The sequence below is a fragment of the Variovorax sp. SG517 genome (assembly GCF_013376045.1).
In the GTDB taxonomy this organism is placed as follows: Bacteria; Pseudomonadota; Gammaproteobacteria; order Burkholderiales; family Burkholderiaceae_C; genus Variovorax.
Map to the genome: position 1 here is coordinate 146,736 of NZ_JABMJG010000004.1, position 13,692 is coordinate 160,427.

11 protein-coding genes are annotated in these 13,692 nt (G+C 69.8%); 3 read left to right on the forward strand and 8 right to left on the reverse strand.

Going from position 1 to position 13,692, the window contains the following annotated elements:
- Positions 1 to 17: 17 nt before the first annotated feature.
- Positions 18 to 2,135 (reverse strand): PQQ-dependent dehydrogenase, methanol/ethanol family, encoded by a 2,118-nt coding sequence (locus tag FHT32_RS13370; protein WP_176665121.1) that lies wholly within the window; start codon positions 2,133 to 2,135, stop codon positions 18 to 20.
- A gap of 137 nt (positions 2,136 to 2,272) precedes the next feature.
- On the opposite strand from FHT32_RS13370, the gene FHT32_RS13375 reads away from it, so the two are divergent.
- Complete coding sequence (locus FHT32_RS13375; protein WP_176665122.1) at positions 2,273 to 3,565, forward strand: helix-turn-helix domain-containing protein; 1,293 nt, start codon at positions 2,273 to 2,275, stop codon at positions 3,563 to 3,565.
- Positions 3,566 to 3,571: 6 nt separating this feature from the next.
- Here the strand turns inward: FHT32_RS13375 and FHT32_RS13380 are convergent, their stop codons facing one another.
- From FHT32_RS13380 to xylF, 5 genes are all read right to left on the reverse strand, one after another.
- Complete coding sequence (locus FHT32_RS13380; RefSeq protein WP_176665123.1) at positions 3,572 to 5,998, reverse strand: membrane-bound PQQ-dependent dehydrogenase, glucose/quinate/shikimate family; 2,427 nt, start codon at positions 5,996 to 5,998, stop codon at positions 3,572 to 3,574.
- Between the two features lie 68 nt (positions 5,999 to 6,066).
- The gene (locus FHT32_RS13385; RefSeq protein ID WP_176665124.1) at positions 6,067 to 7,233 is read right to left on the reverse strand and encodes an ROK family transcriptional regulator; all 1,167 of its coding nucleotides are present in this window, start codon (positions 7,231 to 7,233) and stop codon (positions 6,067 to 6,069) included.
- 13 nt (positions 7,234 to 7,246) lie between these two features.
- Positions 7,247 to 8,047: an ATP-binding cassette domain-containing protein gene (locus FHT32_RS13390; protein ID WP_176665125.1), complete on the reverse strand. Its 801-nt coding sequence runs from the start codon at positions 8,045 to 8,047 to the stop codon at positions 7,247 to 7,249.
- Position 8,048: 1 nt separating this feature from the next.
- Positions 8,049 to 9,248 carry a sugar ABC transporter permease gene (locus FHT32_RS13395; RefSeq protein ID WP_126021227.1) on the reverse strand — a complete coding sequence of 400 codons (1,200 nt, stop codon included), beginning with the start codon at positions 9,246 to 9,248 and terminating at the stop codon, positions 8,049 to 8,051.
- 155 nt (positions 9,249 to 9,403) lie between these two features.
- Positions 9,404 to 10,438 carry a D-xylose ABC transporter substrate-binding protein gene (gene xylF, locus FHT32_RS13400; protein WP_176665126.1) on the reverse strand — a complete coding sequence of 345 codons (1,035 nt, stop codon included), beginning with the start codon at positions 10,436 to 10,438 and terminating at the stop codon, positions 9,404 to 9,406.
- A gap of 293 nt (positions 10,439 to 10,731) precedes the next feature.
- On the opposite strand from xylF, the gene FHT32_RS13405 reads away from it, so the two are divergent.
- Positions 10,732 to 11,004 (forward strand): hypothetical protein, encoded by a 273-nt coding sequence (locus tag FHT32_RS13405; protein WP_176665127.1) that lies wholly within the window; start codon positions 10,732 to 10,734, stop codon positions 11,002 to 11,004.
- A gap of 40 nt (positions 11,005 to 11,044) precedes the next feature.
- Here FHT32_RS13405 and FHT32_RS13410 read toward each other — a convergent pair whose 3' ends face one another.
- Together FHT32_RS13410 and FHT32_RS13415 are read right to left on the reverse strand one after the other, a co-directional pair.
- Positions 11,045 to 11,548: a PA2169 family four-helix-bundle protein gene (locus tag FHT32_RS13410; protein WP_176665128.1), complete on the reverse strand. Its 504-nt coding sequence runs from the start codon at positions 11,546 to 11,548 to the stop codon at positions 11,045 to 11,047.
- Between the two features lie 186 nt (positions 11,549 to 11,734).
- Positions 11,735 to 12,370 carry a response regulator transcription factor gene (locus FHT32_RS13415; protein ID WP_176665129.1) on the reverse strand — a complete coding sequence of 212 codons (636 nt, stop codon included), beginning with the start codon at positions 12,368 to 12,370 and terminating at the stop codon, positions 11,735 to 11,737.
- Positions 12,371 to 12,771: 401 nt separating this feature from the next.
- On the opposite strand from FHT32_RS13415, the gene FHT32_RS13420 reads away from it, so the two are divergent.
- Positions 12,772 to 13,680 carry an AraC family transcriptional regulator gene (locus FHT32_RS13420; RefSeq protein WP_176665575.1) on the forward strand — a complete coding sequence of 303 codons (909 nt, stop codon included), beginning with the start codon at positions 12,772 to 12,774 and terminating at the stop codon, positions 13,678 to 13,680.
- Positions 13,681 to 13,692: the final 12 nt, after the last annotated feature.

Sequence of the window (13,692 nt, forward strand, 5' to 3'; positions counted from 1 at the left end):
GGCAGGCGGTCGGCGGGCTACTTCGGGCGTATCGCGTCGGCCGTCCCCTGGATGAAGGCCTTGATGCTCTCGATGTCGTCATTGGAGAGCTTGCCCGTGAAGTCGGGCATGCCGCGCGACATGGCCGGGCCCTTGAGCACGAACTTGTCGAGGTTCTCGATGTAGGCGGCGTCCATGTAGCCGAGGTTGGGGATGTTGCCGCCGCGGTCCACGCCCGGCACGCCGTGGCAGAAGACGCAGTTGCTCACGTAGAGCATGGTGCCGGCCTGGACCTTGGCGGGGTCGTACTTCACGCCCTGCACCAGCTTGTCCATGCGGTACTGCACGAAGTCGGGCATCTTCGCCGTGCCGCCCACCGCGAAGGTGTAGACGGTGCCGGGCCCCTGCCGCTCGGTGGCGCGCTGCGCGAGGCCGTAGACGCCGCCCCAGCCCACCGCGACCGACACGTACTGCTTGCCGTCGACCATGTAGGTCGATGGCGCGGCCACCACGCCGGTGCCGGTGGGCGTCTCCCAGAGCTTCTCGCCGGTCTTCGCGTTGTAGGCCAGCAGGCGCCCGTCGGCCGTGCCCTGGAACACGAGGTTGCCGGCGGTGGTGAGGGTGCCGCCGTTCCAGGGCGATGCGTAGTCCACGCCCCAGGCTTCCTTCTGCGCCACCGGGTCCCAGGCCACGAGGCGGCCGAAGGGCTTGCTCTTGGGCGGCTCGGCGTTGGCGAACTTGCCCAGGTTCCAGCCCAGGCCCGAATGCGGGCGGCCCGGCACGTTCTCGTCGAACTTCCAGTCCTTGTCGTCCATCAGGTTGATCGGCACGTGCTGCGCGGGCAGGTAGGCGAAGCCGGTCTGCGGGTTGAACGACATCGGGTGCCAGTTGTGCGCGCCGAAGGGGCCGGGGATGCTGTCGCCGGGCTTGGTGGCGTCGCGCGCGGCGGCGATCTCGATGGGCCGGCCGTTCCTGTCGTAGCCGGTGGCCCAGTTGACCTCGACGAAGTTCTTCGCCGAGATGAACTTGCCGTTGGTGCGGTCGATGACGAAGAAGAAGCCGTTCTTCGGCGCATGCAGCAGCACCTTGCGCTGCTTGCCGCCGATCTTCACGTTGGCCAGGATCATCGACTGCGTGGAGGTGTAGTCCCAGTTGTCGCCGGGCGTCTCCTGGTAGTGCCACACGTACTTGCCGGTGTCGGGGTCGAGCGCCACCACCGAGCCCAGGTAGAGGTTGTCCCCGCCCTTGGGGCTGCGCGCCTTGTGCGACCAGGGCGAGCCGTTGCCGGTGCCCACGTACATCAGGTTGAGCTCGGGGTCGAACGCAAAGCTGTCCCAGGCGGTGCCGCCGCCGCCGGCCTCCCAGTACTTGCCGCTCGGGTCCCAGGTCCTGGCGGCGCGCGCCATCGACTCGTCCTCGAAAGGCTTGCTCGGGTCGCCCGGCACCACGAACCAGCGCCACTTCTGGTCGCCCGTCTTCGCGTCGTAGGCGGTGACGAAGCCGCGCACGCCGTATTCGGCACCGCCGTTGCCGATGATGACCTTGCCCTTGAACACGCGCGGCGCGCCGGTGATGGTGTAGCTGCCCTTCTGGCCCTCGATGGTGTTCTTCTCCCAGACCTTCTGGCCGGTGGCGGCGTCGAGCGCGATGAGGCGCCCGTCGTAGGCCGCCACGTACACCTTGCCCTCGTAGATCGCGACGCCGCGGTTCACCACGTCGCAGCAGCCCCTGAAGCCCTTGGACTTGTCGACCTGCGGGTCGAAGGTCCACAGCCGCTGGCCGGTGCGCGTGTCGACGGCGTGCACCACGCTCCAGGAGGCGGTGATGTACATGATGCCGTCCACCACCAGCGGCGTGGCTTCGACGCCGCGCGTGGATTCGAGGTTGTACGACCAGACCAGCCCCAGGTCCTTCACGTTGCCGGCGTTCACCTGGTCGAGCTGGCTGAAGCGCGATTCCGAATAGTCCAGGCCCACGCTGGGCCAGTCGGGCGTCTTCTTCTGCGCGGCGTTGGCGCGGATGAATGCGCCGTCCACCCGCTTGGTCGCGGCGGCGGCGCGGTCCTGTGCGTTGTTCTGGGCCGTGGCGGTGTTCGTCGCGCCCAGGCACAGCAATGCGCCGGCGAGCACGAGCAGCCCGGAGTGTGTTTTTTTCATCGCAGGTCTCCTTTGTGCGCCAAGAATCGTCGGGACGGGCCGCGCGTTCATCTTGGGGATTTCCCCAGTCCGGCGCTGTTCCATTGCGGAACACATTCGACGGCGGTGTGAATCCTGAACCGGGAGGCAGCAAGTCCATGGCCCTCGACAGAAGCCCAGTTGGAAGAATCGGCACATCCGATGCCCCGCGCCAGCTCTTCGCCAGCACGCCCGCGCAGCGCGTGGCGCTCGCGCGGCAGCAGTTCTTCGAGGAGGGCGTGCGCCCCTCGGGGCTGGTGGGCGAGGCGGTGATCCAGTCGTGGATGCGCTGCAGCCGCACCCACGCCGACCGCCAGCGCATCGTGCCCTTCGACCCGGTCACGCCCAGCCGCCTGCACGCCACGCTGGCGCGCAACCGCCAGCTTCTCGAAGCGGCGCGCCAGGAGCTGGGGCAGATGGAGCACGCGCTCGCGGGCACCGACTGCCGCGTGATCCTCACCGACCGCGAGGGCGTGGTGGTGCACGTCACGCAGCAGCCGGCCGCGGCGCAACAGCCGGTGCTGCGCAAGACGGCGCGCGTGGGCGTGAACATCTCCGAGCGCATCGTGGGCACCACCGCGCCGGGCATCGTGGCGAGCACCGGGCAGGCCTGCACGGTCGACGGCGCCGAGCACTACTTCGACCTGCTGTGCCACATGCGGTGCGCGGCCGCGCCGATCCGCGACGTGACGGGGCAGCTCGCCGGCGTGCTCGACCTCACGGTGGAGGCGCGGCGCTTCGGCTTCGACGCGGCATCGATGGTGGCGCTGTACGCCACCACCATCGAGAACAGGCTGCTGCAGGCGCAGTCGCGCGACCACCTGATCCTGCGCTTCCAGGCCAGCCCGACGCTGCTGGGCACGCCGCTCGAAGCGCTGGCCGGCATCGCGCCCGACGGCACCATCGCCTGGCTCAACAATGCCGGCGCGCGGCTGCTGGGGCGGCTGCCCGAGGCGGCGGACGAGCGCGACGTCGAGTTCCTGCTCGGCCACGACCTCGCGAGCCTGCTGCGGCTCGGCCGGCGCGAGGCAGCGCAGCCGCTGCGGCTGGCCAGCGGCCTGGGCGTGTGGGTGCAGGCGCAGCTCAAGGGCGGCGCCGATGGCGCGGACTTCCGCCATGCGGTGGCGATGCCGGGCGAAGCGTTGCCGCTGGCCATCGAGACGCGCGAAGCACGGCAGATGCAGTTCGCGGCAGCCGAGGCCCGCCCCGACGCGGACAACGCGGAAGCTTCGCCCCAGGCCGAGACCACGCTGCGCGAGCACAGCCGCAAGCTGATCGAGGAGACGCTCGCCGCGCACGGCGGCAACGTGTCGCAGGCCGCGCGGCAGCTGCGCGTGTCGCGCGGCACGCTCTACCGGCGGCTGCGGGGCTGGCGCGACGAAGCCGCGGCTGCGGCCGGCGGAAGGGACTGAAGGCCGTCAGCGCCTGGGCAGCGCGTAGGCGATCACATGGTCGCCGGTGCGCGTGCCGAGCGAGCCGTGGCCGCCGGCCACCACCAGCAGGTACTGGCGCCCGTCGGCGCCGCGGTAGGTCATCGGCGTGGCCTGTCCGCCGGCCGGCAGGCGGCTGCGCCAGAGTTCCCTGCCGTCGTTCACGTCGTAGCCGCGCACGAACTGGTCGAGCGTGCCCGAGAGAAAGGCCACGCCGCCGGCCGTCAGGATGGGGCCGCCGAGGTTGGGCACGCCCATCGCGAAGGGCAGCGGCAGCGGAGAGCTGTCGCGCACCGTGCCGTTCTTGTGCATCCAGGCGATCCTGCCGGTGCGCAGGTCGGCCGCGGCCACGTAGCCCCAGGGCGGCGCCTGGCACGGCAGGCCGAGCACCGAGGTGAAGGCGCTGAGCTTCACCGCGAAGGGTGCGCCGAAGTTCTCGCCGAGCGCGGGCAGGCTGTCGTTGGGGCGGTTCTTGCCCTGCACGTAGAGCGAGGTGTCGTCCGCGCGCGGCACGAGCCTGGAGACGAAGGCCAGCGACGCGGGCGTGGCGAAGACAAGCTGCCGGTGCGGATCGACGGCCACGCCGCCCCAGTTGAAGACGCCGAAGTTGCCCGGATGGATCAGCGAGCCCTCCGTCGACGGCGGCGTGAACCGGCCCTCGTAGCGCAGCCGGTGGAATGCGATGCGGCAGGCCAGCTGGTCGAAGACGGTGGCGCCCCACATGTCCGACGGCTTGAGCGCCGGCGGATCGAAGGACAGGGCCGACGAGGGCTGCGTCGGCGCCGTGACGTCGCCCGCGGCGGCGCCCTGCGGCACGGCCCGCTCGTTCACCGGCAGGATCGGCTTGCCGTTGCGGCGGTCGAGCACGAACAGCTCGCCCTGCTTGGTCGGCTGCACCAGCGCCGGCACGGTCTCGCTGCCCACGCGCAGGTCCACGAGGCTGGGCTGCGCCGGCACGTCGTAGTCCCACAAGTCGTGGTGCACGGTCTGGAAGCTCCAGCGCACGCGGCCGCTGGCCAGGTCGAGCGCGACCACCGCCGACGAATACTTCTTCGCGCCTTCGCTGCGCGCGCCGCCCCACTGGTCGGGCGGCTGGTTGCCCATGGGCACGTAGACCAGGCCCAGCGCCTCGTCCACGCTGGAGATCGACCAGCTGTTGGGCGAGTTGGCGGTGTAGGTGCGGTCGGCCGCGATGGGGGCGGTCTCCTCGGGATTGCCGGAGTCCCAGTTCCACACCAGCGCGCCGGTGTTCGCGTCGAAGGCGCGGAGCACGCCCGAGGTTTCCTTCGTCGAGACGTTGTCCAGCACCGTGCCGCCCACGATGAGCAGCGAACGCGCCACCACCGGAGGCGAGGTCGAGTAGTAAGAGCCCGCCCGCACGTTCGGCATGTTCTTCCAGAGGTCGATCTGGCCGCTGCCGCCGCCGAAGGCCGGGCAGGGCTTGCCGCTCGCGGGGTCGAGCGCGATGACGCGGCCGTCGGCGGTGGGCATGAAGAGCTTGGCGTCGCAGCCGGCCGATGGCGTGGCTGCCTGCGCGGGCGGTGCGGATGAGGCGGCGGCGCCCGGGTAGTAAGAAAGCCCCCGGCAGGTCAGGTGCTGCAGCGCGAGCGACCCCGCGATCTGCGGCGTGTAGCGCCACACCTGCCGGCCGGTGGTGGCGTCGAGCGCGATCACCGACTGGTGCGGCGTGCACAGGAAGAGCCTCTCGCCGATCTTCAGCGGCGTGACCTCGAAGGTCGTCTCCTCGGGATCGCCGGGCTGGCCGCGCACGTCGCCGGTGCGGAAGTGCCAGGCCTCCTCGAGCTGCCCCACGTTCTGCGGCGTGATCTGGTCGAGCGCCGAGTAGCGCTGGCCGAAGCCGGTGCCGCCATAGGCCGTCCACTCGTCCGCCGGGGCCGCAGGGCTTGAAGGTGCGCCCGCCGTGGCGGCCGTCGCATCGGCCGGGGGCGCGATGCCTTCGATGCGTCGGGGTTCGCGCATCCAAGAGAACACCGCCGCCACCAGGAAGGCCGCGAGCACCACGCCGAGCACGGTGCGCGCGCTTCCCACGCCCGCGGCATTGCGCAGGGCGAGCGGACGCGCCACCCATGGCGTGAGCAGCAGCAGGCCGACCACGAAGAACACGTCGCCGCGCGCGGCCAGCGGCCACCAGTCGAGGCCGACCTCCCAAAATGCCCAGGCCAGCGTGAACAGCACCACCGCCGCATAGACCAGCAGCCCGGCGCCGCCGCCGCGCCGAAGCAGCAGCGCTGCCGCCACGAGCCCCAGGCCCGCGACAAGGTAGTACCACGAGCCCCCAAGCGCGGCGAGCCATGCGCCCGCGACCACGAGCGCAAGGCCCGCGAGGCCGACGAACACGGCCAGCACGACGAGCAGCGCGGAAGATGCGGGAGCGCGGGCGGGCGAAGACTTCATGACTTGGACTCCGGAGGCGGAGTCCAGACGCTAGACCGCTGCGCGCGGGCCGCGCGTAGGCCGAAGGCTCAGGCGGCGGCGAGAACCTGCGCGGCGCGTGCCCGGCGCGCCTTCGCGTCGGGCTGCAGCGGCCTTAAGTACTCGTGCAGCGCCAGTGCCGCGGCGCCCACCGCGGCCGCGAGTTCCTCGTAGCGCGCAGTGCGCAGGTCCGGCGCGGGCATGCCGGCACCGTCGGCGTGGCGCTTCACGCATTCGAAGGCGGTCTGCACGAAGCCGCGATGGTCGGTGCAGGCCTTGCCGCCCAGCACGATGGCGCGCGGATTGAAGGTGACCCACAGGTTCTGCAGCAGCACGCCGAAGAAGGCGGCGGCACGGCGCGTGTCGACGCCCTCGCGTTCCAGCACGCGCGAACCGAAGAAGGCTTCGGCGCAGCCGCGGCGGCCGCAGGAGCACAGCGGGCCGTCGAGTTCGAGGATGGTGTGGCCGATCTCGCCGGCCATGCCCTGCCCACCGGTGAAGAGCCGGTCGTTCAGCACCACGCCGGCGCCCACGCCCACGTCGCAGTTGACGAAGATCAGCGGGTCTTCGCCCTCCTGGCCCACGCTGGTCGCGAACTCGTACTCGCCGAGCACGGCGGCATCGGCGTCGTTCTGCAGCTGCACGGTCACGCCGGGCAGACCGACGGCGGCAAAGGCTTCCTCGAGCGCCGGCAGCAGGCTCACGTTGCGCCAGCCGAGGTTGGGCGCGAAGCGGACCACGCCGGTGCAGTCGTCCACCGCGCCCGGCACGCACACGCCGATGCTCGACAGGCGCAGCCCGACCTGCTTCAGCCTCTCGTGCGCGGCCGCGGCCATGCGCGCGACCAGCGCGCACACGCCGGCCGGCGATCCGTCCGTCAGGGCGTGGCTCTGCGAATGCAGCACCTCGCCCTGCAACGACATGCACACGAGGCGCACGGTTTCCACCGCGATCTCCACGCCCATGAGCGCGCGCACGCCCACGTTGATCTGCAGCGGCGTGGAAGGCCGGCCGAGGCCGTCGGCCACGGTCGTGCCGGCCTCGCTGAGCCAGCCCTCGTCGATCAGCTCGCGCACCAGCAGGCTCACGGTCGACTTGGTGAGGCCGCTCTCGCCGGCCAGCCGCGCGCGCGACAGGCCAGGCTGCGCGCGCAGCAGCCGCAGCAGCACGCTGCGGTTCATGCGCTTCACGAGCTGCTGGTCGGCGGTGGTGGTCACGTCGGGTCTTCGTTCAGGCGAGTGCCGCAGCGGAGTCGGCGTGGTGGGCCTGCTCCTTGCCCTCGGGCCGCTTGCCGGCAATGATCATCCCGAGCACCTCGTCCTCGGTCACGTCGGCGGTACGGTAGGTGCCCACGAGCTTGCCGTTCTTCATCACCGCGAGGCGGTCGCTCAGCGAGAACACGTCGGGCATGTCGTGCGTGATGAGGAAGATGCCCACGCCGTCGGCCTTGAGCTGCTTCACCAGGCCGCCGACCATCGCGGTCTCTTCGGGGCCGAGCGCGGCGCAGGGCTCGTCCATGATGAGGATGCGCGCATTGAAGTACAGCGCGCGCGAGATCGCCACCACCTGCCGCTGCCCGCCCGAGAGCCGGCGCACCGGCACGCGGATGTTGGTGAAGTTCCTGTTGAGGCGCTGGAACACCTTGCGCGCCTGCACTTCCATGAAGTGGTCGTCGAGCGTGTTCCAGGCCGTCATCTTCTCGCGGCCGAGGAAGAGGTTTGCCACCGAGTCGAGGTTGTCGGCCAGCGCGAGCGTCTGGTAGATGGTCTCGATGCCCTGCGCCTGCGCTTCGGCCGGCGTGCGGATGTTGACCTTCTCGCCCGCGATCAGCGTGTCGCCCGAGTCGATGGGGTAGGCGCCCGCGAGCATCTTCATCAGCGTGGACTTGCCCGCGCCGTTGTGGCCCAGCAGGGCGACCACCTCGCCGGGGTAGAGGTTCACGCTCACGCCGTCCACGGCCTTCACGCCGCCGAAGGCCTTGCGGATCTCGCGCAGTTCCACCAGGGGTTTGGATGTGTCGATGGCTGCCATTTCAGTTCTCCCCGAACTTGCGGCGGTACAGCACGTCGAAAACGACGGCCACGATCAGCACCTGGCCGATGATGACCATGCGCTTGCCGATGGGCACGTCCAGCAGCAGCATGCCGCTGTCGAGCGACTGCATGATGAGCGCGCCCAGCACCGAGCCGAAGATCGAGCCGCTGCCGCCCGCCAGCGCCGTGCCGCCGATGACGGCTGCCGCAATCACGTACAGCTCCATGCCCGTGCCCAGCGAATTGGTGCCGGCGTTCAGGCGCGCGATCGACACGATGGCCGCGACGGTGACCAGCACCGCCAGCAGCGCGAACAGCATCAGCGTGACGCGCTTGACCGGAATGCCCACCAGCGCCGCCGCGTCGGGGTTGCCGCCCATCGCGAACACGTAGCGCCCGAAGCGCGTGCGGTGCACGATGAACGACAGCACGATGGCCACCACCGCCCAGATCAGCACCGGGATCGGAATGCCCTGCGGCTCGTTCTTGGACGAGATCTGGTAGCTGTTCATCACCCACGCGAAGCCGAACACCACCGCCACCGGCACGGCCGTGATCAGCACGTCGAGCCACAGCGCCTCGGTGGGCATGTCGTAGCGCTGGCGCGCGCGGCGCTTCTGCACCATGCGCGCGAACAGCACCACCGCCACGAACGCGGCGAGCACCCAGCTCGCGGTGACGCCGATGCCGCCGTCGTAGCCGCCGCCCAGGCGCTGGAAGAACTCGTCGTTCACCGGCTGCGTCTTGCCGTCGGCCACCAGGAAGGCCGCGCCGCGGAAGGACATGAGCCCGCCCAGCGTGACCACGAACGAAGGCACGCCCAGCACCGCCGTGAGCCAGCCCTGGTAGATGGACACCAGCAGCGCCACCGCGAGCCCCGCGAGGCAGGCCGTGGGCCACGACCAGCCCGAGGTGTACTGCAGGTAGGCGATGAGCACGCCCACGAAGCCCATCACCGAGCCCACCGACAGGTCGATGTGCCGCGCCACGATGATCAGCACCATCACGGTGGACACGATGCCCACCACCGCCGTCTGCTGCGCGACGTTGTAGAGGTTCTCGGGCGAGAGGAACACGCCGCCGGACATGACGCTGAACGCCACGGCCATGATGACCAGCAGCACGCACATCAGGATCAGCCGCAGGTCGACGCCGGTGCGGCGCCACCAGCCCGGCGTTGATGACGATGGGTTGCTCATGTTTCAGACCCCTTTGGGACTACGTGGATGCGAAGGCGCCCGCCAGCCGGGCCCGCGAGGGCCGGCAGTGAGTGCATTGCATGGGAGAGAGAAGAAGGGCCGGCGCGCTTTCCGAAGAAGGATGGCGCCGGCGCGTTGCCTGTCGCTGCGCCGCGTTACTTGCAGGCCGCGGGCGCGCTCGCGCCCGACACGCCCTTGCAGAGCTCGTCCTTCTTGATCCAGCCGGCCTTGACCACGACGTCGAGGTTGTCGCGGGTCACGGCGACGGGCGTCAGCAGGCGCGACTGCAGCGCGACCTTCTTCGGGCCCGAGTTCCACGGCGCGGCCTTGTCGACCGGCTTGCCCTGCGACAGCGCGATGGCCGCGGCGGCGGCTTCGCGGCCGAGCTCGCGCGAGTCCTTGAAGATGGTGGCGGTCTGCGTGCCCAGCGCGATGCGGTTGAGCGCCGCGAAGTCGGCGTCCTGGCCCGACACCGGAATGCCGCGGATGCCCTTGGCCGTGAGAGCCGCCACCGCGCCGCCGGCCGTGCCGTCGTTGGCCGCCACCACGGCATCGACCTTGTTGCCGGCCTTGGTGAGGATCTGCTCCATGTTCTTCTGCGCGACCTCGGGCTTCCAGCCCTCGGTGTATTCGTCGCCGACGATCTTGATGTCGCCCTTCTTGATGGCGGCGTCCAGCACCTCCTGCTGGCCCGCGCGCAGGAAGTCGGCGTTCGGGTCGCTGGGCGAGCCCTTGATGATCACGTAGTTGCCCTTGGGCTTGACCTTGAAGACCTCGCGCGCCTCCATGCGGCCGACCTCGACGTTGTCGAAGGTGATGTAGAAGACGCCCGGCGCTTCGATGAGGCGGTCGTAGGCCACCACGGGCACCTTCTGGCGCGTGGCCTTGGTGACTGCCGGCAGGATGGCGTCCTTGTCCATCGCCAGCACGATGAGCGCCTTCGCGCCCTTGGACATCAGGCCCTCGATGTCGCCCAGCTGCTTCTCTGGCGAGCCGCCCGCATCGGCACTGATGTACTTGGCGCCGAGTTTTTCCAGCTCGGCCTTGATGGCGGCCTCGTCGGTCTTCCAGCGCTCTTCCTGGAAGTTGGACCAGCTCACGCCGACGACGGTCTGCGCCATCGCGCCCACGGCCGTGGAACCGAGTGCCGTGGCAAAGGCCATGGCGGCCAGGGTTTGTTTCAGTCGCATCGATGTCTCTCCTGTTGGTTCGCCCTGTCGATCGGCCATGGCCGCCGCAGTAAGAAATTAGTTAGTTTGAAGGGCGAACTAACTATCCCATCGCGGCGGGATTCGTGGCATCCGGGAATTCCCGAAGCGCATTCGAGGGCTCCCACGCCCCTTTTTGCGAGACGCGGTCCGACGCGGCGGGACCGCGCGGCCCGGTATCTTTCGCTGCCCCCGCCCCGGCGGGAGCCCCATTGATCCCATTGCCCCCCATTCCCCCGACGCGCCAGGCGCGCCGCCCACAAGGAGACGACGAAATGTCCACCGACATGCTCAGGCAGATTGCCGCCACGCGACTGCCGATGGTGATGTCCTCGCCCCGGGACATCGACGAAGTGCTGAAGCTGCGCGCCGCAGGACTGGTGATCGCGCTGGTGCCCTCGGCCGCCGACATGGCGAAGATGCCGGGCCTGCGCGTGGTGCAGGTGCTCGCGGTCACGCAGAAGGGCTTCGAGACGCTGCAGTGCGTGCGCTATCCGGGCGAAGGCGCCCACGAGAAAAAGGGCCAGGAAGCCCTGGCCCTTTCCTGAGGCGCGCCGCTCGCCTCTATCTGGTCATTCATTCACCCGCTCATTCGCGCGTACGCGCGGCGTTGCGCAGGTCGCGGATCTGGTCGTGGTTGCGCTGCGCGCCGTCGGCCTGCATGGAGACGACCCTGCGCACTTCTAGCGGCAGGTTCTGCTTGAGCGCCTTGCGGTAGCGCGCGACCGCCGCGTCTTCGCCGCGCTCGCACGACTCGAGGATCGACAGCTCGCTGTTCGCGCCCAGCGATCCCTTCACATGCACCCAGCCGCGATGCAGCGCGCCGCTGGCGGTGCCGCCCGAGGCCGGCGTGCCGCCGTAGGTGGTGATCAGCGCGATCAGCTCGACGCCGGCCTGCCTGCATTGCTCGGCGCGATTCGCGAACAGCTGCTTGGTCGCGGGATCCTTCACCTCTTCGGCGCAGGCGCGGAAGCCGTATTCGCCGTCGCGCGCGTTCTCGAGCAGGTCGTTGAGCACGTCCACCACTTCGTCGTTGCCCAGCGTGGGGCCGGTGGTCAGGGTGTCCGCCGCGATTGCTTCGGTGTATGCCATGTCGTGGTCCTTTCGTTGCCTGCCTCGCGGCAGGCCGGGTCTTGGGAGTCCAGCCTTGGCGCCCGGTGCTGATGGCAGCGGCCGCGGGCGGTGTTGGCGGCTGGTCGAAGACCCATCTTGGAAAGATCGACGGCATCGCCGCGTCGGCCCATCGGGCAACGCGGCGTAGGCCCAGGACGACCCGGCTCAGTCGATGAGCTGCGTCTTGATGGCGTAGTAGGTCAGGTCGCTGTTGGTGGAGAGATTCATCTTCTCCATCAGGCGCGTGCGATAGGTGCTGATGGTCTTCACCGACAGCGAGAGCGCCTCGCCGATGGCGCCCACGGTCTCGCCCTTCGCGAGCTTGAGGAACACCTGGAACTCGCGCTCCGACAGCTGCTCGTGCGGCGGTGCGCTGCCGTCCTTGCGCTCCAGCTGGCCCGCGAGCAGCTCGGCCACCGAGGGCGAGATGTAGCGCCGGCCCAGCGCGATGGTGCGGATGGCCTTGGCGATCTCCTCGGGGTCGCATTCCTTGTTGAGGTAGCCCGATGCGCCCTGGCGGATCAGGTTCACCGCGTAGTGCTCCTCGGGGTAGCCGCTGAGAATGAGCACGCCCAGGTCCGGCGCCTTGGCGCGCACCATGGCGAGCGCGTCGATGCCGCTCTGGCCTGGCATGGACAGGTCCATCACCAGCACGTCGATGTCGGTCGTGCGCACGAGGTCGATGGCCTCGCGGCCGCTGCCGGCCTCGCCGACCACGCGGAAATCGACGAAGGTGGAGAAGAACGACTTCAGGCCTGTGCGGACGACCGCGTGGTCGTCGACGATGCCGATCTTGATCATGTGATGAGCCTCCTGTGATGTGGTTGTTGAGGGCCGCATGCCCGCACGTCGGCAGGCAGCGGAAGGAGGGCGTCACGATGCCACATGCGTTCGAGCCTCGGGGCCTCCGAAGTCGGGTCGCGCGCTTGTCCTGCACGGGTTCGCTGAAACGTCTCGCAACGATGTAGGAGAGCAGGCGGGTGGCCACCCCGCGCGGCAGTGACAGGGCTTGCCCGCTCCTCTGGATTTCTTGCCCGATCCTGTGAAGACACGGCGTCCGCGTGAATGCCGCCGCGGCACGCGGGTAGAGTGCCGGGCAAGTTTTCGAAGCGAACAAGATGTCACCCAGACTGGACGAGGAGGACGCGAAGGACTCGAACGACGCCGGCGCCGCGGCACGGTGCAGGGCCCTGCAGGCGGCGATGGCGCGGATCATCGGCGCGCGCACGCCGGCGCCGGGCGACTACGACACGCCCATCGCGAACCTCGGCTTCTTCCGACGCGAGTCGCCCGCGCCGCCCGCCGTGTGCATGGTCGAGCCGAGCATCGTGCTCGTCGCGCAGGGCGCGAAGCGGATGTGGGTGGGCGGCCAGGCCTATCCCTACGACACCTCGCGCTTCCTCGTCACCTCGCTGGACATGCCCGCCAACTCGGAAGTGACGGGGGCGAGCCCGCGGCAGCCCTGCCTGGGCCTGATGCTCAAGCTCGACGTGCGCGTGCTGGCCGAGCTGATCGCGCAGGGCAACCTGCCGCCGCAGCGCGAGCGCCCCATCGGCATCGGCGTGGGACTCGGCGAGGCGACGCCCGCGCTGCTGGCGCCTATCGGCCGGCTGGTGGAACTGCTGGACGAGCCCGAAGCCATTCCCGTGCTCGCGCCGATGATCCACCGCGAGATCCACTACCGGCTGCTGATGAGCGACCAGGCGGCCAGGCTGCGGCAGATCGCCTCCGTGGACGGGCAGGGCCACCGCGTGGCGAGGGCCATCGACTGGCTGAAGCTCAACTACGCATCGCCGCTGCGCATCGACGAACTCGCGGCCCGCGTGCAGATGAGCGCGCCGACCTTCCACCACCACTTCCGCCAGCTCACCGCGATGAGCCCGCTGCAGTACCAGAAGTGGCTGCGGCTGAACGAGGCGAAGCGGCTGATGCTGAACGAGCACTTCGACGCGGCGAGCGCCGCCTTCAGGGTGGGCTACGAGAGCCCGTCCCAGTTCAGCCGCGAATACAGCCGCCTCTTCGGTGCCCCGCCCAGGCGGGACATCGAGGTGCTGCGCGAAGGAGCCAGGCGCGACGCCGGGCAAGCGCGGCTTCCGCCGGCCGCGAACTGACGGAGTCTTCGC